The organism is Brevibacterium picturae (assembly GCF_900105045.1).
In the GTDB taxonomy this organism is placed as follows: Bacteria; Actinomycetota; Actinomycetes; order Actinomycetales; family Brevibacteriaceae; genus Brevibacterium; species Brevibacterium picturae.
The window spans coordinates 3390564-3409722 of the sequence record NZ_LT629739.1 but is presented as its reverse complement, the minus strand read 5'-3'; the positions used below and the strand labels follow the sequence as shown (position 1 = coordinate 3409722).

The 19159-nt window shown below is 64.9% G+C and carries 21 protein-coding genes and 1 tRNA gene; 14 read left to right on the top strand and 8 right to left on the bottom strand.

The genetic code is table 11. The features are described from left to right. Window positions 1-2 precede the first annotated feature (2 nt). The 7 genes from BLT92_RS15555 to BLT92_RS15525 all read left to right on the top strand — a co-directional run bounded on the left by BLT92_RS15555 (window position 3) and on the right by BLT92_RS15525 (window position 6308). Complete coding sequence (locus tag BLT92_RS15555; protein ID WP_092107004.1) at window positions 3-803, top strand: LamB/YcsF family protein; 801 nt, start codon at window positions 3-5, stop codon at window positions 801-803. Further along, window positions 800-1618, top strand: a complete 819-nt coding sequence (locus BLT92_RS15550) for a putative hydro-lyase (RefSeq protein WP_092107002.1) — start codon at window positions 800-802, stop codon at window positions 1616-1618. Before BLT92_RS15555 ends, BLT92_RS15550 begins: the two co-directional genes overlap by 4 nt. Continuing rightward, window positions 1615-3261 carry a 5-oxoprolinase subunit B/C family protein gene (locus BLT92_RS15545; protein ID WP_092107000.1) on the top strand — a complete coding sequence of 549 codons (1647 nt, stop codon included), beginning with the start codon at window positions 1615-1617 and terminating at the stop codon, window positions 3259-3261. Before BLT92_RS15550 ends, BLT92_RS15545 begins: the two co-directional genes overlap by 4 nt. 3 nt (window positions 3262-3264) lie before the next feature. Continuing rightward, on the top strand, window positions 3265-5019 hold the full coding sequence (locus tag BLT92_RS15540) for an acetyl/propionyl/methylcrotonyl-CoA carboxylase subunit alpha (RefSeq protein ID WP_092106998.1): 1755 nt from the start codon (window positions 3265-3267) through the stop codon (window positions 5017-5019). 50 nt (window positions 5020-5069) lie between these two features. Continuing rightward, the gene (bcp, locus tag BLT92_RS15535) at window positions 5070-5543 is read left to right on the top strand and encodes a thioredoxin-dependent thiol peroxidase (protein ID WP_092106996.1); all 474 of its coding nucleotides are present in this window, start codon (window positions 5070-5072) and stop codon (window positions 5541-5543) included. A gap of 64 nt (window positions 5544-5607) precedes the next feature. Beyond that, window positions 5608-5689 (top strand) — tRNA-Leu (locus tag BLT92_RS15530). A 154-nt stretch (window positions 5690-5843) separates the two neighbouring features. After that, entirely contained in the window at window positions 5844-6308 is a 465-nt protein-coding gene (locus BLT92_RS15525; protein WP_092106995.1) for a GNAT family N-acetyltransferase, read from the top strand. On the opposite strand, the gene BLT92_RS15520 is transcribed toward BLT92_RS15525, so the two are convergent. Continuing rightward, window positions 6277-6954, bottom strand: a complete 678-nt coding sequence (locus tag BLT92_RS15520) for a MerR family transcriptional regulator (RefSeq protein ID WP_197679628.1) — start codon at window positions 6952-6954, stop codon at window positions 6277-6279. The genes BLT92_RS15525 and BLT92_RS15520 overlap by 32 nt on opposite strands. Window positions 6955-7040: 86 nt before the next feature. On the opposite strand from BLT92_RS15520, the gene BLT92_RS15515 reads away from it, so the two are divergent. After that, window positions 7041-7481: an anthrone oxygenase family protein gene (locus BLT92_RS15515; protein WP_092106993.1), complete on the top strand. Its 441-nt coding sequence runs from the start codon at window positions 7041-7043 to the stop codon at window positions 7479-7481. Between the two features lie 35 nt (window positions 7482-7516). Here BLT92_RS15515 and BLT92_RS21295 read toward each other — a convergent pair whose 3' ends face one another. Genes BLT92_RS21295 through BLT92_RS15505 form a run of 3 tightly spaced genes read right to left on the bottom strand, consistent with a single transcriptional unit; the run spans window position 7517 to window position 8847 of the window. Further along, entirely contained in the window at window positions 7517-7681 is a 165-nt protein-coding gene (locus BLT92_RS21295; protein ID WP_407922862.1) for a hypothetical protein, read from the bottom strand. Next, window positions 7678-8040 carry a maleylpyruvate isomerase N-terminal domain-containing protein gene (locus tag BLT92_RS21290; protein WP_407922890.1) on the bottom strand — a complete coding sequence of 121 codons (363 nt, stop codon included), beginning with the start codon at window positions 8038-8040 and terminating at the stop codon, window positions 7678-7680. Before BLT92_RS21290 ends, BLT92_RS21295 begins: the two co-directional genes overlap by 4 nt. 45 nt (window positions 8041-8085) lie before the next feature. Then, window positions 8086-8847, bottom strand: a complete 762-nt coding sequence (locus BLT92_RS15505; RefSeq protein WP_092106991.1) for a FadR/GntR family transcriptional regulator — start codon at window positions 8845-8847, stop codon at window positions 8086-8088. A gap of 75 nt (window positions 8848-8922) precedes the next feature. On the opposite strand from BLT92_RS15505, the gene BLT92_RS15500 reads away from it, so the two are divergent. Beyond that, entirely contained in the window at window positions 8923-9834 is a 912-nt protein-coding gene (locus BLT92_RS15500; protein WP_197679627.1) for a carbon-nitrogen hydrolase family protein, read from the top strand. A gap of 75 nt (window positions 9835-9909) precedes the next feature. Then, window positions 9910-11253, top strand: a complete 1344-nt coding sequence (locus tag BLT92_RS15495; RefSeq protein WP_092106989.1) for an APC family permease — start codon at window positions 9910-9912, stop codon at window positions 11251-11253. 25 nt (window positions 11254-11278) lie between these two features. Here the strand turns inward: BLT92_RS15495 and BLT92_RS15490 are convergent, their stop codons facing one another. Beyond that, window positions 11279-11737 (bottom strand): ASCH domain-containing protein, encoded by a 459-nt coding sequence (locus tag BLT92_RS15490; protein WP_092106987.1) that lies wholly within the window; start codon window positions 11735-11737, stop codon window positions 11279-11281. Next, window positions 11734-12366 (bottom strand): TetR/AcrR family transcriptional regulator C-terminal domain-containing protein, encoded by a 633-nt coding sequence (locus BLT92_RS15485; RefSeq protein ID WP_092106985.1) that lies wholly within the window; start codon window positions 12364-12366, stop codon window positions 11734-11736. The genes BLT92_RS15490 and BLT92_RS15485 overlap by 4 nt, the downstream gene beginning before the upstream one ends. Before the next feature lie 134 nt (window positions 12367-12500). Between BLT92_RS15485 and BLT92_RS15480 the strand changes: the two genes are divergently transcribed. Next, a complete protein-coding gene (locus tag BLT92_RS15480) occupies window positions 12501-14168 on the top strand; it encodes an amidohydrolase (protein WP_231938873.1) in 1668 nt (555 codons plus the stop codon). A 14-nt stretch (window positions 14169-14182) separates the two neighbouring features. Next, entirely contained in the window at window positions 14183-15559 is a 1377-nt protein-coding gene (locus BLT92_RS15475; protein WP_092106981.1) for an APC family permease, read from the top strand. A gap of 254 nt (window positions 15560-15813) precedes the next feature. On the opposite strand, the gene BLT92_RS15465 is transcribed toward BLT92_RS15475, so the two are convergent. Next, window positions 15814-16644: a hypothetical protein gene (locus BLT92_RS15465; protein WP_157691474.1), complete on the bottom strand. Its 831-nt coding sequence runs from the start codon at window positions 16642-16644 to the stop codon at window positions 15814-15816. A 185-nt stretch (window positions 16645-16829) separates the two neighbouring features. Beyond that, window positions 16830-17612, bottom strand: coding sequence for an alpha/beta fold hydrolase (locus BLT92_RS15455; RefSeq protein WP_092106973.1), 783 nt, complete (start codon window positions 17610-17612; stop codon window positions 16830-16832). A gap of 174 nt (window positions 17613-17786) precedes the next feature. Here BLT92_RS15455 and BLT92_RS15450 point away from each other — a divergent pair, with 174 nt between their 5' ends. Further along, entirely contained in the window at window positions 17787-18134 is a 348-nt protein-coding gene (locus BLT92_RS15450; RefSeq protein ID WP_092106971.1) for a PadR family transcriptional regulator, read from the top strand. Then, the gene (locus tag BLT92_RS15445) at window positions 18131-19099 is read left to right on the top strand and encodes an HAAS signaling domain-containing protein (protein ID WP_092106969.1); all 969 of its coding nucleotides are present in this window, start codon (window positions 18131-18133) and stop codon (window positions 19097-19099) included. Before BLT92_RS15450 ends, BLT92_RS15445 begins: the two co-directional genes overlap by 4 nt. Window positions 19100-19159: the final 60 nt, after the last annotated feature.

Below are 19159 nucleotides of genomic sequence, written 5' to 3'. Positions count from 1 at the left end.
CAATGAACGCCACAGATACGAACGCCGCAGACGCGGTGACCATCGACCTCAATTCGGACCTCGGGGAGAACGTTCCCGACCGCGTCGTCAGCGACGATTCGGCCATGCTGGGTCTGGTCACCAGCGCCAACGTCTCGTGCGGCTTCCACGCCGGCAGCCCCGAGGGAATCCGAGAGACCCTGGCTGCGGCAACGAAAGGCGGAGTCGTCATCGGCGCCCACCCTGGCTACGACGACTACGAAGGCTTCGGTCGACGCCCACTCGACGTACCGCCAGCGACCCTGCAGGCCCAGGTCGAGTATCAGATTGGTGCCCTTCTGGGCCTGACCTCCGCTGTCGGCGGCTCGGTCGCCTACGTCAAACCCCACGGAGGCCTCTACAACGCGATCGTCCGTGACGAGGCACAGGCCAAGGTCGTCGTCGATGCGGTCAAGGCCGTCGATGACAGCCTTGTGTTCCTCGGCCTGGCCGGCAGCGTGGCCAATCGTGTTGCCGCCGAGGCTGGGCTGAAGGTTGCGGCCGAGGCCTTCGCCGACCGCTCCTACAACCCCGACGGCTCTTTAGTCTCCCGCACCGAGCCCAACGCTGTCCTCCACGACCCCGAGGCCGTGGCTGCCCGCGTCCTGAAACTCGTCCAGACAGGACAGGTCGAGGCCATCGACGGCAGCCTCGTCGACGTCGACGCCCAGTCGATCTGTTTCCACGGCGACAGCCAGGGCTCGATCGACATGGCCCGTGCCGCGCGCGAACTCCTCGAGTCCTCGGGCGTGAGGATCGCTGCCTTCGCCGGTGCCGGTCGATGAACGAGGTCCGCACTGCGGCCGGGGCGCAAGGATCGGCTGAGGCCTCGGTTGGGGCGCAGGCCCGTGAGCGTATCCGGGCCGGTTCCGCGGAACCCACCTCTGGTCTGGCGCCTGGCCTGGTCCAGGCCAACCTCATCGCCGTCCCTGCCGATTGGGCCTTCGACATGCTGCTCTTCGCCCAACGCAACCCGAAACCGTGCCCGGTCATCGACGTCCTCGAACCCGGACAGGTCGAATCCGCGCTGGCGCCGGGCAGTGACCTGCGCACCGACATCCCCGGCTACCGGCTGTGGGAGAACGGTGCCCTCGTCGACGAAGTCGCGGACGCCACCGAGGCCTGGTCCCGGCATCCTGACCTCGTGTCCTTCCTCATCGGATGCAGCTTCACCTTCGAGACCGGTCTGTTGGATGCGGGCATCCCGATCCGCCACCAGGAAGCCGGCCGCAACGTGCCGATGTACTCCACCTCGATCGCCTGCCGACCCGCCGGTCGGGTCCACGGGAACATGGTCGTGTCCATGCGCCCCATCCCCGCCCGACAGGTCGCCGAGGCGGTGGCCATCACCGACCGCTTCCCCGCCGTCCACGGTGGTCCCGTCCACATCGGAGAACCCGAGCAGATCGGCATCACCGACCTCGACTCCCCCGACTTCGGCGACGCGCCGGTGATCGAGGACGGCGACATTCCCGTGTTCTGGGCCTGCGGAGTCACTCCTCAGGTCGCCATCCAAGCCTCGGCCCCACCGTTCGCGATCACGCACTCACCGGGCCGGATGTTCATCACCGACGCGCCGGAAGGCACCTTTCGCCAATGATCGACAACCTTGACTTCCACACCGCCTCCCGCCGTCATCTCCTCGTCGAATGCCCCGATCTTGTCGCCACAATGCACCTGCATCAAGCCCTTCAGGCGGCCGAACTCGACGGCGTCGAGGAGCTGATCCCGGCCGCACGGACGGTGCTCATCCGCTTCAACCCGGCCCGCACCTCGGCGTCGGTGCTCACTGACCGGATCCGCAGGCTCGAGCACACCGGGGCGGGCTCGACCGAGTCCCGTGAGGTCACGATCGACGTCCGCTACGACGGGGAGGACCTCGCCGAGGTGGCTGAACTTCTGTCGCTGTCGACCGCCGAGGTGGTCGCTCGGCATCAGCGTGCGACCTGGCAGGTCGCATTCTCCGGGTTCGCCCCCGGATTCGGATATCTGGCCGGTGACGATCCGATCTTCAACGTCCCCCGCCGCTCCTCACCACGCACCCGGGTTCCAGTCGGAGCCGTGGCCCTGGCAGGGGAATTCACCGGGGTCTATCCTCGGGCCTCCCCCGGCGGCTGGCAGCTCATCGGCCGCACCGACGCCACGCTGTGGGACCTCGACCGGGAACCACCGGCGCTGTTCGTGCCCGGGACGACGGTGAAGTTCCGCAAGGCCGAACGGGAATCGGTGACGGTTGGCTCATCCTCGCAATCGGCCGCGCCTGCCTCGCAGCCTGACGCCGCCTCGGCGCATTCCATCACGGTCATCCGACCCGGACTGCAGCTGCTCATCCAGGATCTCGGACGTCCCGGCTTCGCGGCCATGGGAGTCTCGAGCGCCGGAGCAGCCGACCGCGAGGCGCTGCGCACCGGCAACCGTCTGGTCGGCAACGCCGAGACCGCGGCCGGGCTGGAGAGCTTCGGGGGTGGCACGAAACTGGCCATCGGCGGTCACGGTGTGGCCGCTGTGACCGGGGCGCACTCCACGATCACCGTCACCTCTGCCGGTGGAACCGCGTACCGGCACCACCTCGGCGAGGCCTTCTCACTCGAAGACGGGGACGAACTCGAACTCGGCGCCGCCGAACGCGGAACCCGGATCTATGTCGCCTTCCGGGGTGGGATCGATTCGGAGACTGCTCTGGGCAGCGCCTCGAGCGACACGCTGGCTCATCTCGGGCCGGCACACCTCGAGCCGGACACGACGGTCGCTCTGGACCGACCGGAGTCGGCACCTCATCTCGTCGATGCGATCCACGGCTCGGGCCACGAGCGACACCTGCCCGCACCTGGGGAGACGATCAAACTGTCGGTGACCCTGGGACCGCGCGAAGACTGGTTCACCGACGCGGGAGTCACGACTCTGCTGAGCCAGGAATGGACGGTCACGCACGAATCCGATCGCGTCGGCCTCAGACTGAGCGGCGAGGTCGCACTCGAACGAGCCCGCACCGGAGAACTGCCCAGCGAGGGGGCCGTCACCGGGGCGCTGCAGGTCCCACCCAACGGACAGCCGGTGATGTTCGGCCCCGACCATCCGCTGACCGGCGGCTATCCGATCATCGCCAGCGTCGATGACACGGACCTCGCCGCGCAGTTGGCACCCGGGGTCAGGATCCGCTTCGTCACCGACGCCTCGCCGGTAGCTGTCGACGGTGCCACCACCACAGACCACACCCACCATTCACCGGAGAACGGACACTGAATCATGCCGAAGATCCTCATCGCCAACCGCGGCGAAATCGCCGTCCGCATCATCCGCGCCTGCTCGCATCACGGGCACACCTCGGTCGCGATCTACGCGGACCAGGACCTCGAGGCCATGCACACCCAGTTGGCCGACGAAGCCTATTCCCTGCCGGGGACCAGCGCCGCCGAGACCTATCTCAACATCGACGCGATCATCGCAGCCGCGCAGAAATCGGGAGCCGAGGCCGTCCACCCCGGGTACGGATTCCTGTCCGAGAACGCCGACTTCGCTGCCGCGGTCGAGGATGCCGGACTCATCTGGATCGGCCCCACCGCGGACACGATCACGGCACTCGGTGACAAGGTCACCGCCCGCCAACTGGCGCAGAAGGTCGGCGCCCCGCTGGCTCCGGGCATCGACCGACCGCTGAAGGATGCCGCCGAGGTCGAGGAGTTCGCCGCCGAACACGGTCTGCCGATCATCATCAAGGCCGCCCATGGCGGAGGCGGGCGCGGAATGAAGATCGTCCACGACCTCGCCGAGGTGGCCGATGCCTTCGAATCAGCCACCCGTGAGGCCGTCGAAGCGTTCGGGCGCTCAGAATGCTTCGTCGAGAAATTCCTCGAACGCCCCCGCCACGTCGAGGTCCAGATCGTCGGCGACGGTCAGGGCCGCGTCGTGGCAGTCGGCGATCGTGACTGTTCGGCCCAGCGCCGCAATCAGAAGCTCATCGAGGAGGCGCCGGCTCCCGGGCTCAGCGCCGATCAGCGTGAGCGTCTCCACCGTTCGGCCGAAGCCATCTGCGCCGAGGTGGCCTATCGGGGCGCGGGCACCGTCGAGTTCCTCCTCGCCGCAGACGATACGATGACCTTCCTCGAGGTTAACACTCGCCTGCAGGTCGAGCACCCCGTCACCGAGGCGGTGTCCGGGGTCGACCTCGTCGCCGAACAGTTCCGCATCGCCTTCGACAAAGGGCTGTCCCTGTCCTCGACGCCCGAGCCACACGGACATGCGATCGAGCTGCGCATCAACGCCGAAGATCCCGGCCGAGGTTTCCTGCCCACGCCGGGCCGCATCGATTCTCTGACTGCTCCGGGTGGGCCCGGAGTGCGCTGGGATGCCGGGGTCCGCGCCGGTGACACTGTACAACCGGCCTTCGACTCACTGTTCGCCAAACTCATCGTCCACGGACCCGACCGTGATTCTGCGATCGCGCGCACGGTCACTGCAGCCAAGGAACTGCACGTTGAGGGACCGGCCACAGTCCTCCCCTGTTCCCTGGAAATCCTCACCGATCCGGCGTTCACCGCCGAGGAGCTCGGCATCCACACACAGTGGATCGAAACACAGCTCCTCCCCCGACTGACGACGCAGCCGCGTCCAGCGCCGAGCGCCGAGTCCTCGCTGACACGGATGGACATCGAGATCGACGGAAAGCTGAGGCGACTCGGCCTGCCGGCCGCACTGTGGGCAGCCTTCGGCACTGCTGGCGGCGGTCCTGACGATACCGGTGGTTCTGGTGGCTCGACCGGTTCGGCGGGGTCTGAAGGCGGCGCCGCGGCCAAGGGAGCGGTGAGCGCTCCGGTGCCCGGCAACCTCGTCGACTATCTCGTCGCCGACGGCGCCGAAGTGGCCGAGGGAGACGATGTCGCCGTCTTGTCCGCGATGAAGATGGAGACGCGCGTCCAGGCACCCGCGTCCGGGACGCTGACACAGGTGACGAGCGTCGGAGCCATGGTGGCTGTCGGCGAAGTCATCGCTCGAATAGAGTGAGCTGTGAACTGAGAACTTCCGATAAGTTCCGCACGAGAAGAGGAGACACTATGCCACGTCTGTCAGTCGGCGACACAGCCCCGGACTTCACCCTGACCAACCAGGATGAGAAGTCCGTGACCCTCAGCGAGTTCAAGGGACAGCGGGTCGTCGTCTACTTCTACCCAGCTGCCATGACCCCCGGCTGCACGACCGAGGCCTGCGACTTCCGCGATTCGCTCTCGGCACTCTCGGCTGCCGGTCTCGTCGTCCTGGGCATCTCACCCGACAAGCCGGAGAAGCTCAAGAAGTTCGCTGAGAAGGAGAGCCTGAACTTCGATCTCCTCTCCGACCCCGACAAATCCATGATGGAAGCCTGGGGCGCCTTCGGCGAGAAGAAGAACTACGGCAAGGTCGTCCAGGGTGTCATCCGCTCGACGCTCGTCATCGATGCCGACGGTGCCGTGGAACTGGCACAGTACAACGTCAAGGCCACCGGCCACGTTGCTCGTGTGCGCAAGGCGCTGGGCATCGACGCAGCCTGACCTCCTGCGTTATCTGATCGTTTTCAGCAACTCGCCCTCGCCCTGCTAATCTTGATGACGTCGCGCGCGAGTGGCGGAATTGGTAGACGCGCTGGATTTAGGTTCCAGTGTCTGCGGACGTGGGGGTTCAAGTCCCCCCTCGCGTACAGATCGAAATCGGCCCCTGGTTCGGGAAATATTCTCCCGGCCAGGGGCTTTTTCACATACTCTTGCAGTACATGTCGCACTGCGGTAGTCACAGGGCTCCCTGCAGTGCTCACATGGAGCCCTGCAGCAATATGAGGAAAGGCCCGGACAGCTATGACAGATTCGTCGACCACTTCCGTTCGCCCTGTCGAACCGACAGACGAGCCCCGCTGGCGTGAGCTCTTCCGCGGCTACCGCGAGTTCTATCACCTGCCGGAATCCGAGGAGATCGTCTCCCGAGTGTGGGGCTGGCTCATGGACTCCGCACACGAGTGCCAGGGCCTGATCGCCGAGGCGGATGGCCGTATCGTCGCAATCGCCGACTTCCGCAGATTCTCGCGTCCGTCGACCGGCACTGTCGGCATCTGGCTCGACGATCTCTTCACCGATCCTCAGTCTCGCGGAGCAGGCTCTGGGCGAGCGCTGATCACCCGACTGCAGGAGATCGCCGCGGACGAGGGACGCTCGGTCGTCCGGTGGATCACTGCGGATGACAATGCCCAAGCGCAGGTGCTCTACGACCGGATAGCGACGAAGACCAACTGGCTCACCTACGACGCGAAGCCCCAGGGCCTGTGAAGTCCTGGGCGAAATGCTCCTGAGCGAAATGCTGCTGGGCCAGGAGCACCAGCGCCTCGAGCAGCGGTCGTCGAAGCACGCTGCCCAGAACCACACCGCGGACCTTCACTTCCAATCCTTCGACCGTCTCAACGGTGTCGAGGTCGATTCGGCCCACCTGTTCCGCTGACTCTGCGTAGTCACCGAGGCGATCGAGGATGACAGTGAGCCCTTCTTGGTCCAACTCGTCCACGGCATTCACCGCTGCATGATAGGCCGGCGAGGTCCGTTCGCAGCGCCATCCTCGTTCGGCAATCACGCGATCGAGCACGTCTGAGGTCTTGACGTCTGTCCCTGTGGTTTCCGCTTGTGCACCGTCGCCGAGGAGAACGTCCTGAGCCACGGCCATGGCGTCGATGACCGTTGGCTCTGCGCTCACTGCTTCCACCACCTCGCGAACCTTTGACAGCGGCAGTCCAGCCACGCTCGTCAGCGCACGGATCAAGCGAAGTCTTTCCAGATGGGCATCGTCATAGACCGCCTGGTTCACACTTGTGCGTCGGCCCTGCTGCAGCAGACCCTCCCTCAGGTAGTACTTGATCGTGGGCACGCTCAGCTCAGAACGTCGGGCCAGCTCAGCCATGCGCATCTCGGTCGCTTCCGCCATAAGAATCTCCTTCGGGGTATTGCGCTTCCAATACAGATACTACTACTATCTATTATAGATAGTTCCACTACCCATTAGGAGATATCGTGGACATCATCGACATCGCAGCCATCATCGTCACTGGATTCGTCGGTTCGGCGGAATTCGGCTCAGCGACCCTCGTCCACCCGGTCATTCGCAAGCTGAAGCCAGAGGACCAGCTCGTCTTCGAACAGGGGCTGCTCAGAACATTCGGGCGCGTCATGCCCATCGGAATGACCGCGGCCACCGCCCTCGGCATCATCGTCGCGATCAACGACCCTTCGGGGTGGCTCATCGCGGCAGCCGTGAGCCTCAGCGTTGGGCTCATCGTCACGATCATCGGCAATGTTCCGATCAACCTCCGGACCGGTCGCATCACCGAGGCGACAGCGCCGAATGGGTTCATCGCCATGCGTCGCCGCTGGGATGCCTTTCAGATCGTGCGGGCCTCACTTCAGCTCGTCGGCTTTATTCTCGTCACGATCGGCATGGTCACCAGCGCGTAGTCGCGGTGACCAAACGGGCCCCACAGTCAGCGCGCTCAGCTACGGGACATCCGTTGTCGCAGCTCGTCGACGCCATCGCCCGTGAGCATGTCGCACGCGTCGCTTCGGCCAGCCATCGCCATCACGAGATCGATCAGCTCCCCACTCACGGTCGGCCCGTCACCGACCGAGAAGTCGGCATCATCAGCGTTGAGGCTCAACCCCTTGACCAGGGTTCGGCTGTTGACGGCGAAGTCCTTCGCCGCAAAGAAGCGCGCCACCTCGAGAACCGCTTCGGCGTCGGGATCCAGATCCACCCCCAGAGGGCGAGCAATGTCCTGGCCGTGGACGATGACCTCGCCGAGGAAGGCCGGATAGTCCTTCGTTGGTGCGACCGTGGCTGGAACAGCGTTGCGGAAGATTTGCGGATCCACGCCCACCTGCCCGTGTTCGCTGCCGCACTCAGGTGGGCGACGACCTGTTCGACCGACCAGTCGGCACATAGCGTCGGCTCATTCCATCGAACACCATCCAGACCGCCGAGGTGCTCGGCCAAGCGACTACGTTCGGCGTGGATCATCACCCAGTATTCAGCGGCATTCATCCGGCGCCCCCTCTCGCCTGCTCATCGTTCCAGCCCGACGAACATCTCGCGGCGCAGAGCGTCAACATGAATGCGAGTGACTTCGATGGCGGCAATCGAGTCGTGTTCGCGGAATGCTGCCACGAGACGCTCATGGTGCTCTCGCCCCTCTTCCAGCTGTTCCTGCGGGTAGGGAACGAAGTACCTCGTCAGCGCCGAGTAGTACGCCAGGTAGGTATCGACCTCAGGCAGTCCGCTGATCTCGGCGCACAGACGATGGAAACGCGTGTCGGGGCCATGGTGCTCGTGCCAGTCGGCGGCCTCACGCGATGCTCGGATCAGCCCATCGAGCTCATCGCACTGTTCGGGCGTGGCCCTGCGTGCCGCCTCGGCGACAATGGCGCTCTCCATCAGGCTGCGCTGGTCGATGAGCCTGAGGATGGCATCCGCGTCGGCACGATAGGCGGTCACCGATGAGTCATTGAGAGATGGAGGATCCGCAGTCACGAAGGTCCCGCCGCCGCGCCCTCGCCTGCGTTCGAGGACTCCGTCATCGACAAGACTCTCGAGGGCACGCCGGGCAGTGATGACACTGACCTCAAGCCCCGAGGCGAGAAGTTCCGTGCGCGGGAGTTTGCTGCCGGGAGACAGAAGAGCGTGCTCGATCGAGAGAAGAACGCGCGCTCGAACAGTGTCGACGGCAGAGAGCCTGGTCACAGCCGCTGCCCCAGGGGCAGCGAAGATCGTCTGATCGACACCGGGAACGTCCCCGTCGGCGCTCTGCGTTGATTTCCTACTCGCCATATCTTGCAGTCTATCCGGAGGTGAGCTTATAGTGATCAAAATGATCACTTTAAAGACGAAGCGAAGGGACCCGTCGTGACGGAACGCGAATTGGTTGTGGGCCTTGCTCAGCGGTCGCCTCTCTCCGGCCCCGATGCCCTCGAGAGCTTTCGGGCCGACGTCGCGGCTACCTGCGCCCACTTCCCCGAGGTCACCATGCTCGTCTACCCGGAGCTGCACCTCCAGGGCGTGGATCAACTTCCACTCGGTGAGCAGGCCGAGGCGCTCGCTTCACTGGCCGTGACACTCGACGATCCCTATGTCGAGAGAATCGGCGCGATCGCCGCGGAATTCGGACTGTGGCTGTGCCCCGGCAGCATCGGCGAGAAGCCCGATGCGAGCGAGAGCGTGCCCGAGTCCGAGACCCTCGAGTATTACAACACTCAGCTGGTCTTCTCCCCCGATGGGAAACTCGCCGCGAGCTACCGCAAGATGTTCCCCTGGAGACCCTTTGAACCCCACCGGCCGGGAACCGAATTCGTCATCGCCCCACTGGATGGCTGCGGCGTGCTCGGACTGTCCAACTGCTACGACGCCTGGTTCCCCGAACACTCCCGCCACCTCGCATGGATGGGGGCTGACGCTATCGTCAATATCGTCAAGACCACCAGCCAGGATCGCGAACAGGAACTCGTTCTGGCACGCGCGAACGCGATCGTCAATCAGGTGTACATGCTCAGCGTCAACTGCGCAGCACCTTATGGTCGCGGCCGCAGCATCGCTGTCGACCCGGAGGGTCTCCTCCTCGGCGAGGCGGGCCTCGGTGAGGACACCATCGTCGTCCGGATGGACCCGGCCAGAGTTCGGCGCGTGCGAGAGGTGGGCACCGCCGGAACCAACCGGGTCTGGTCCCAGTTCCGATCCGACGACGCGCCGATCCCTCTCCCCCTCTACGACGGAACTCTCGACCCGGTTCGCTGGTCACCTCATCACCGGCACCGCGACTGAGTACAGCGACCGCACCGCCACTGAGAATCCTGCCCACTCGCCCCACTGATATCACTGTGAACAATGGAGTTTCCCATGTCCGACACCGTCACGCTCTCCCGAACCCTGCGACTGCCGTCGTTGGTGATATTCGGCCTCGCCTACCTCACGCCGCTCATCGTGCTCGGCATCTTCGGCGTCATCGCCTCCCAGACCTCCGGAGCCAGCGCCAGCGCGTACCTGCTCGCGCTCATCGCGATGCTCTTCACCGCCAACAGCTACGGGCGCATGGCCGCGGCATTCCCTGTCGCAGGGTCTGCCTACACCTATGTACGCAAAACCATCGACGGTCGCGTGGGATTCCTCGTCGGCTGGGCCACCATGCTCGACTACCTCTTCCTGCCGATGGTCATCTGGCTCATCGGCGGCTCCTACCTGCAGGCACAGTTCCCTGCGGTGCCGATAGCCGTGTGGATCATCGGATTCATCGTGCTCACGACCGTGCTCAACATCGTCGGAATCAAGGTCGCCGATCGCGTGAACCTCATCCTCATGTCCTTCCAGATCCTCGTCATCGCTTTCTTCGTCGTCCTGTCACTGTCCGATGTCTTCTCCACTGGCGGCGCGGCCGGCCTGGTCAGTGCGACCCCGTTCACCGGTGTCGACGCGAACCTCATCGCGATCGGAGGTGGCGCCGCCGTCGCCGCGTATTCGTTCCTCGGCTTCGATGCGGTGACCACCTTCACCGAGGAGACCATCGACCCGCGACGCACTGTGCCGAAGGCGATCATGCTCATTGCTCTCATCGGCGGCGGCATCTTCGTCGTCGTCGCCTATGCCGTGCAGCTCGTCCACCCGGGTGGTGTGTTCGAGAACTCCGATGCCGCAGCCTTCGAAATCGCGCGCCGGATCGGCGGACACCTCTTCGGCGCGATCTTCCTGGCCGCCCTCGTCATCGCACAGTTCACCTCGGGCATCGCTGCCCAAGCCGCCGGTAGCCGACTGCTCTTCGCCATGGGCCGCGACGGTGTGCTGCCGCGCCGCTTCTTCGGCAAGCTCAGCGCACGGTTCCACACCCCGGTGCTCTCGATCCTGGCCATCGCGGTGATCGGACTCGTCGCGATCGTCATGGATGTCTCGACGTCGACGTCTTTCATCAACTTCGGTGCCTTCCTCGCCTTCATCATGGTCAACGTCTCCGTCATCGTCTATTGGGCACAGCAGCGCCGAGGCGGGAACCACCTCGGCGTGATGCTCTACCTCGTCTGTCCGATCATCGGTGTCCTCGTCATCGGATTCCTGCTCACCCAGCTCGACATCCACGCCGTCGTCCTCGGCTCGATCTGGCTGGTCATCGGAGCGATCATCCTCGCGTTCACCACCAAGGGATTCCGGAAGCAGCCCTCTGACCTGGCCGTCGATTCGGTCGAAATGAGCTGATCCGCCCACTGGCCCACCGCGGAGACTACGACACGAAAACGAGCGCGAACCGCTCGCAGACGACCGGCATACCTCGTGAGAAACCGCGCGGGCCCAGCCCGTGCCCGCGCCAGAATCGTTCGTGGATGTCTCGCCAGGCAGCCAGGGAACGATCGCCCTCCCCTTCGGCCCAGGCATGCTCGGCGGTCACTTCGTCGAAGGGGACGGTCTCGACGGCAGTGGTCTCGATGACTGCGCGTGGCCGGTCGCGACCATCGAGGATGATGCTCATCTCACCGACCTCGGGCACTTCTTCGCTCTCGGCCTCAACATCCCACAGCGACGAGGCGGTGCCAGTCTTCGCCCCGTCGAGGACCAGTGCGAGAAGTTCGTCGGCCTGCTCGGGCGTCGCACCGAACGCCCACGCCTCCGGCACCTCGACGGGAAGCTCTGGCCGCGCCCTCCGCGCCAGGCCCCAGAATTGCCCAACTGACGCATCGTTCACGACGCTTCCGCCTTCAACTGCAGCCGCAGCCCATCGATGAGGGCGGTGAGCCCGAGGTCGAATGCAGCCCTAGCCGTGGACGTCTGAGAGAATCGCGGGTCGAGTGCCGCGCGGATCTCGGAGAACCGGGCATCGGCTGAATCCTGGGTGATGAGATCGCCCGGGGCGATGATGTCGAGCGCGGAACCGAGGACATGGGCCTCAACCGTGCGCATGACCGCCACGGTCCGCGACTCCGGCCAGCCACCTCGGCGCAGGCCGGCGATGACCGCGTCGTACATCTGATACGTCGACAGTTCCCGGATCTCCGTCGTCGCCAGCAGACGGATGAGATTGGGGTGGGCCGCGAAGGCCTGCAGATAGGACCGCGCCCAGGATTCGAGGGCCGCATCCCACGGAACCTCGTGAGCAGTTGATGCCGCCGAGGCGAACGCGCTCACATCGATGTCGGCGACGATGCGGGCGCGCATGAGTTCGATGAGGTCGGTTCGGCCCGACACATGATTGTACAGAGAGGACACCTGACGGTCGACGCGAGCCGCGAGGGTGCGCATCGACAGCGCCTCTGACCCGTCAGCATCGACGAGGGCGAGCGCGGCGTCGACGAGCCGTTCCCGATTGAGCCTCACGTCGATCTCACCTCCTCTTCCCCTGGTTCCACTCGGAGTGTATCGTGTTCTCAGTCACTTATACGAACAGTGTTCGTATCCGGTGGCGGGTCAGTGATCGTACGCAGCGCAGCGGGGGACGAACCGAATTGGCAATGACGCATTTCCACAACGGCACGATCTGGCTCGGGGCCGCGAATGAGCCCGCAGAGTCCCTGCTCGTGAGCGACGGTGTCATCGTCGCGATCGGCACCGCCGAGGTGGAGCGGAAGCTGGCAGTCTCTCCGTCGTCGGCGTCCCCGTCATCGTCGTCGCAGTCGTCGGAGGAATCGGTCGAGGTCGTCGACCTCGACGGCGGGTTTCTCATGCCTTCCTTCGGCGATGGTCATGCCCACCCGATCTTCGGCGGCCTCGAGGCGGAGGGGCCGCAGGTGCGGGCGTGCACCAGCGTCGATGAGATCATCACCGAGGTCCGGCGCTTCGCGACTGCCCATCCCGACATCGAGTGGATCACCGGCGCCTCCTACGACGGCAGCCTCATCGACGGTGGGCTCTTCGACGCTCGCTGGCTCGACGAAGCTGTGTCGGATCGTCCGGTGGTTCTGCGTGCCTGGGACTATCACACGGTGTGGTGCAATTCCCGGGCCCTCGAACTCGCCGAGATCACTGCGGGGACACCCCAGCCGGAGCTGGGTGAGATCCCCCGCCGAGATGACGATTCGCCCCTGGGAACACTGCGGGAGTGGGGCGCGGTCGATCTCGTCGACGCCGTGCGCCCGCCGCTGGACGAAGCCATGCGTCTGCGCGCCCTGGAACGCGCGGCGGACTACTATCTCGAACGCGGGGTGACCTGGGTCCAGGATGCCTGGGTCGAACCGGCCGATGTCGAGACCTACCTCGCCGCCTCGACCCAGGGGCGGCTGAAGCTTCGGTTCAATCTGGCCCTCTATGCCGACCCGCGCCGCTTCGCCGAGCAGCTGCCGGCCATGGTCGAGGCCAGAAGACGCGTGGAAGAACTCGCCGATCCGATGCTCGGCGCGAAGACCGTGAAGTTCTTCGCCGACGGCGTCGTCGAGAACGAGACCGGGTCCCTGCTCGAACCATACTGCTCATCCCTGCACAACCACGGCCTGCGGGTCTGGGAAGGTGAAACACTGGCCGAGGCGGTTCGAGCCGTCGACGCCGCAGGCTTTCAGGTCCACATCCATGCCATCGGCGATGCCGCCGTCCGGCAGGGACTCGACGCCATCGAATCGGCCATCACGACGAACGGGCACCGTGACCGCCGGCCGGTCATCGCCCATGCGCAGCTCGTCGACACCGCGGATCTTGACCGGTTCGCGAACCTCGGGGTCATCGCGAACATGCAGCCTCTGTGGGCACAGCTCGATGACCTCATGACCGTGCTCACGATCCCCCGCCTCGGCGAGGATCGGGCCCTGGAGCAGTACCGGATGCGCAGCATGCTTGAGCGCGGCGGACGTCTGTCGTTCGGTTCGGACTGGCCGTGCACCTCGGGCGCACCCGTCGAAGGTCTGGCGATCGGCACGAGCCGACAGAACGATGAGGGCGAACCGGCCGACGGGTGGACGCCGGAGGAGATCGTCGACATCGACCGCGCCCTCGACGCCTATTCGACTGCAGTGGCACACCAGGCCTTCGCCGATGACTCACCCGCGGTCTGGGGCGAGATTTGCCCCGGGGCGAGCGCCGACCTCATCAGATTCGACCGCGACCTTCGGGAACTGACACCGCGGGAACTCGCGGTGACCGCTGTTCACACCACCTACCTCGGCGGCATTGCCGTGCATTCATCGACCTGAGCGAAAGGACTGCCATGTCCCACTCACACGACACCACAACTCACGGTGGCGAGCGACCCCGCGGTGGCGGCGAAGGACAGCTGCGCCGCGCCCTCGGTGTCCCCTCTCTGGTGTTCTTCGGCCTCGTCTACATGGTGCCGCTCACGGTCTTCACCACCTACGGCATCGTCACCCAGGTCAGCGGCGGCCGGGTGCCGCTGGCCTACGTGATCACCCTCCTCGCAATGGTCTTCACCGCCAGGTCGTACGCGAAGATGGCCCACGAACTGCCCTTCGCCGGATCTGCCTACACCTACACGCAGAAGAGCTTCGGCGCAGGCATCGGCTTCGTTGCCGGTTGGGCGCTGCTGCTGGACTACCTGTTCCTGCCGATGATCAACTACCTCGTGATCGGCATCTACCTGTCCGCCGCGTTCCCGATGATCCCGGCCTGGGTGTTCGTGCTCACGGCGATCGCTCTCGTCACCTTCCTCAACGTCATCGGCATCGTCTCCGTGGCACGGGCCAACATCGTCATCATCGCCGCCCAGGCGATCTTCATCATCACCTTCGCCTGCTTGGGCATCGCGTCGATGTCCGGCACCGGGACGGTTGATCTTGCGGCACCGTTCACCGGGGACGGCAGCGCACCCGGCTTCGGCAACGTCATGGCCGGTGCGGCGATCCTGTGCCTGTCATTCCTCGGCTTCGATGCGGTCTCGACCCTGTCCGAGGAGGCCAAAGACGCCAAGCGCACCGTGCCTCGCGCGATCGTCATCGCCACAGTCACGGGCGGACTCATCTATATCGTGCTCTCGTTCCTCGCTCAACTCGTCTACCCCTCGAACGACTTCGCCGACGTCGACTCGGGCGCCCTCGATGTCATGGCTGCCGCGGGCGGTGAGTTCCTCACGATCTTCTTCACCGCCGCGTATGTCGCCGGCGCCTGCGGTTCGGCGCTGACCTCTCAGGCCTCGGTCTCGCGCATCCTCTTCGCAATGGGCCGCGACGGTGTATTGCCGACGCGTTTCTTCGGGCGCCTCTCACCTCGATTCCACACGCCGATTCTGGCGACACTCTCGGTCGGGGTCGTGTCGCTGCTCGCCATCGCCGTCGACCTCAGCTTCATCTCCGAGATGGTCAGCTTCGGCGCGCTCATCGCGTTCTCGGCAGTCAACCTCTCGGTCATCAAGCATTTCGTCATCGACGGGAAACGACGCGGGGCACGCGCTGTGCTGAGCTTCATCGTGCTGCCCGGCATCGGCTTCTGCCTCACGCTGTGGCTGTGGACGAGCCTGTCACCGCGGACGCTGCTCTTCGGTGCGATCTGGCTGGCCCTCGGCATCGGTTATCTCGCCGTCGTCACCCGCGGGTTCCGCCGCCCCACCCCGATGCTCGATTTGGCGGAGTAGCCACCTAAGTCGGCAACCCGTGGAACGACTTCACCTGCGTGCGCAGCCGAGTTCTTCACCATCCACGACGGCCGGATCAGCGAAAGCGTGCTCATCTTCGACTGACTGTCCTACGGTCCTTCCAAGCAGGAATAGTACCCACTTCGACGCTCCGAAGGACTCATCGCTCCCCGAATCTTCCAAGACGACACCCACCGTAGGTATGGCATGGGCAGCGCGACCGACACCCATATGGTTCATGAGCACACCTCCGATCAGCACGGCGCTCCTGCTGGAGATTTCCGGGTCGCCTGACCAATCCCGACGATCAGGGCCGTGAGACCGACGAACGCCGCCCATCCCGCTATCAGGATAAGCAGGGCCAGCGGCGCCTGGGCGACCGGCATGTCCAGCAGCGGAAGTGTCAGAAGCATGAGCATCACCACGACCAACGCGAGGAGACCGCCAGTGAGCCGATTGTTCCATTTCGACTCGCTCCACCGTATGAGCGGATAAATGAAGTTGATGCACAGCAGTGACAGCGTCCACGACAGAACGAATGCGATGGCCACCATGAGCGCGCTCGTACCCCACGCGAAGTACAGCTTCGTGGGTGCGAACGGCCCAACGAAGATCGGCCACAGGAGGGTCGACAGCGCCATGAGTCCAGCCACGAGCATCGACCCGAGGAGAAACAGTGACAGCAGGCCCCGGTGCCGGTATCCGAGATCGACACGGCGCGGGGAGACCAGGAGCAGAGGGAAGAGCAGAGCGACGAACCCGATCACGAGGGTCCCGTATATTCCGGTGCCTTCGGCGTCGAGCGGACGGCTGGGTCGGCCGGCCCCGATCACTTGCTCGGCCCAGCCCCACATCATGAGCGTGGTGGCCGCGACGGCGACTATGCCGCCGATGACTATCCGGCGGATATCAGCCGCCAGCGTGCGCGGCGGCCTTGATGACGTCAGCCAGCGTGACAGGAGCCGCTTGCCCTTCCGGCCTCTGCGATTCTGCCGCTGCCGACTGTCCGCAGTGATCGACCGCGGCGGGTGCGCCGCTGCTCGCGGCCGGGGCGGCGCCGACTGCCGGTGTCTCGGGGACTGCATGATCCCAGTCTGCCAGTCCTCGCATCTCAGCCGCGGCGACCGTTGTTGCGGTCCTGGCACCTCCGTCCCGATCGGCTTCGGTTCCTACCGGCCGACCCCGGGGCCTGTCTCGCCATCGGCATCAGCAAGACAGAAGTGCCGATGGCCTCGTCCCCCTTGACGAGTGCAGCGGATCCGAGCACGCGTCAGTCGGTACCGGACAGGATGAGCTCCACCGCTTCGTGCGGCGCATCCCATTGCGGGAAGTGTCCACATTTGGGGAACCAATGCAGCGTTGCGTCGGGGAACGCCGCGACGGCTCGACGGGCTTGCCGCGCAACGGTGACGAGGTCTCGCCGCCCCCAGCCGATGGTGACTCGACCGGGAACCGCCCCGGGCGCAGCTCCCTGCTGTTTGGGTCCCTTCGTGAGTGCATCCATCGCCTTATCCGTCGCTGCGGCATCGGCCAATCCGAGCAGGTCGGGCAGCACGGTCTGCTGCGTCAGCGCCCACGGGCGAGCCGACAGCTGCGCGAGCAGCGCCGTCCGACTCACGGGATTGCCCAAAAGCGCCGGCAGGGCACCGCGCAAAGCACGGACAAGGGCGATCGAGAGCCGAAGCGTATAGCTGAAGACCGCCAGTTCACGCTCGCTCCAGAAGCCACCGGGGTCCAGCGATACGGTGTCACCACCGATCCCGCGTCTGGCGAGTTCAAGCACGATCCGTCCACCCAGCGACTGCCCGGCAGTGGCAACGCCGTCCAGGCCCTGTTCGCCGATGAATTGTGCGACCGAATCGGCCAGCGTGGCGATCGACACCTCGCCAGGCAGCGGTGCCGTCTGGCCGAATCCGGGCAGGTCAACCGCGATGACCTCACGGTGCACGGCCAGTGCGTCGATAATCGGATCCCAGGAGCGCAGACCCGCGCCAAGGCCGTGCACCAACAGCAGGGGGCTTCCTTCCCCTCTCCGGACGTGATGAAGAGTCATCACCCCACTGTACGGCGAGGATAAACGCCGCGAAAAGAGACGTTCTCATCTTCTTTGACGGACAGAGACTCCATGCCAGTCCATGGTCGCCGCGAGTCGCTTACAATCTCTATCCGGCCGCACACTATATACCGCCTATTGCAATAGTGTGTGTCACACACTATTGTGTCAGTTATGAACGAGGATGAGGAACAGGCACTGGCAACACACGAACAGGAGCTGAGACGAGGCACCGTCGTCTTTGCCAGCCTCGTCGCCTGTCGCCGTCCGCAGTACGGGTACTCACTGCTGACCACCCTCACCGAGGCGGGCATCGCGACAGAGGCGAACACTCTTTACCCACTGTTGCGAAGACTCGAAAAGCAGGGACTGCTCACCGCCGAATGGAACACGGAGCAGGCTCGTCCGCGCAAGTACTACACGGTCACCACCAGCGGCGCCGAAGTCGCCGCGGCACTCCATTCTCGATGGCTGGAACTCGACTCCAGCATCACGAAACTCTGGAAGGAAGGCACACCATGAGTGCGCTCACCGACATATACGTCGACAACGTGATCGGCCATCTGCCCGAGAAGTCACGCGAGGACATCGCCGCAGAGATCAGGGCGACGATCAATGACATGGTCGAGGACCGCCTCGGCGAGTTCGATCACCCGGCCGAGGACCAGAGCGCGGCCGCCGAACGGGAGGTGCTCGAAGAGCTCGGCGATCCGATCCTGCTCTCACGGGAATACACGAACTCACCACAGCACTTCATCGGCCCCGCCTCCTACCCGCTCTACATCTGGTCGCTGCGGTGGGTGCTTCCGACGATCGCCGTGCTGTCCGTGCTCACCAATGTCATCGTGCACATCGCGACGACGCCGCAGGTCCGCCTCGGCGCGCTGCTGGGGCAGACCATCGGCAGCACCGTCACAGCACTGCTGATCGCGTTCGCCGTCATCACGATCCTCATCGGGCTCGGCGATCGAGGTCTCGACGGGGGCACCACACAGCAGCTGCCCGGACCACGGTCGAAGGCCTGGAACGTCGATGACCTTCGTCGCAAGGACACCAAAGGTGCGCAGATCCGCGCCGAGGCGGTCCTGAACCTGATCTTCATCGTTCTTCTGGCACTGATCCCGCTCATCCCGACCTCGTTGGTCTACGTGGGACACCTCAACAACGGCGAGACGTTCATCAATCCCGATCTGGGAGCGGGATGGCTGCTGGGCTACTGGGGCTTCCTCACCCTCATGGCGGTCATCGAAGTCATCAAGCTGGTCCGCTCCTCGGCGAGCGCCGGGCTGCTCATCACCGGCGTGGTCCTCGATGTCGCCATGGCCGTCTTCCTCACCATCGCACTGCTGACACAGCCGGTCCTCCACCCGGACCTGACGAGTGCCTCGAGCGCCGAGGTGCAGCAGGTCATCACCGTCATCGCGATCTGGTTCATCGTCATCTGGGATCAGATCAGCACGTGGCGTGCTCACCGTGCGAACCGCTGACCGCGTACTCTGGTCCGGGTGCAGCCTCACCGCTGCACCCGGACGAAAGGAAGAGGCCCC

Bases quoted from the DNA above. Each gene is read 5' to 3' on its own strand.
- BLT92_RS15555 (WP_092107004.1), top strand. From the start codon at position 3: ATGAACGCCACAGATACGAACGCCGCAGACGCGGTGACCATCGACCTC.
- BLT92_RS15550 (WP_092107002.1), top strand. From the start codon at position 800: ATGAACGAGGTCCGCACTGCGGCCGGGGCGCAAGGATCGGCTGAGGCC.
- BLT92_RS15545 (WP_092107000.1), top strand. From the start codon at position 1,615: ATGATCGACAACCTTGACTTCCACACCGCCTCCCGCCGTCATCTCCTC.
- BLT92_RS15540 (WP_092106998.1), top strand. From the start codon at position 3,265: ATGCCGAAGATCCTCATCGCCAACCGCGGCGAAATCGCCGTCCGCATC.
- bcp (WP_092106996.1), top strand. From the start codon at position 5,070: ATGCCACGTCTGTCAGTCGGCGACACAGCCCCGGACTTCACCCTGACC.
- BLT92_RS15525 (WP_092106995.1), top strand. From the start codon at position 5,844: ATGACAGATTCGTCGACCACTTCCGTTCGCCCTGTCGAACCGACAGAC.
- BLT92_RS15520 (WP_197679628.1), bottom strand. From the start codon at position 6,954: ATGGCGGAAGCGACCGAGATGCGCATGGCTGAGCTGGCCCGACGTTCT.
- BLT92_RS21290 (WP_407922890.1), bottom strand. From the start codon at position 8,040: ATGATCCACGCCGAACGTAGTCGCTTGGCCGAGCACCTCGGCGGTCTG.
- BLT92_RS15505 (WP_092106991.1), bottom strand. From the start codon at position 8,847: ATGGCGAGTAGGAAATCAACGCAGAGCGCCGACGGGGACGTTCCCGGT.
- BLT92_RS15495 (WP_092106989.1), top strand. From the start codon at position 9,910: ATGTCCGACACCGTCACGCTCTCCCGAACCCTGCGACTGCCGTCGTTG.
- BLT92_RS15480 (WP_231938873.1), top strand. From the start codon at position 12,501: ATGACGCATTTCCACAACGGCACGATCTGGCTCGGGGCCGCGAATGAG.
- BLT92_RS15475 (WP_092106981.1), top strand. From the start codon at position 14,183: ATGTCCCACTCACACGACACCACAACTCACGGTGGCGAGCGACCCCGC.
- BLT92_RS15465 (WP_157691474.1), bottom strand. From the start codon at position 16,644: ATGCAGTCCCCGAGACACCGGCAGTCGGCGCCGCCCCGGCCGCGAGCA.
- BLT92_RS15455 (WP_092106973.1), bottom strand. From the start codon at position 17,612: ATGACTCTTCATCACGTCCGGAGAGGGGAAGGAAGCCCCCTGCTGTTG.
- BLT92_RS15450 (WP_092106971.1), top strand. From the start codon at position 17,787: ATGAACGAGGATGAGGAACAGGCACTGGCAACACACGAACAGGAGCTG.
- BLT92_RS15445 (WP_092106969.1), top strand. From the start codon at position 18,131: ATGAGTGCGCTCACCGACATATACGTCGACAACGTGATCGGCCATCTG.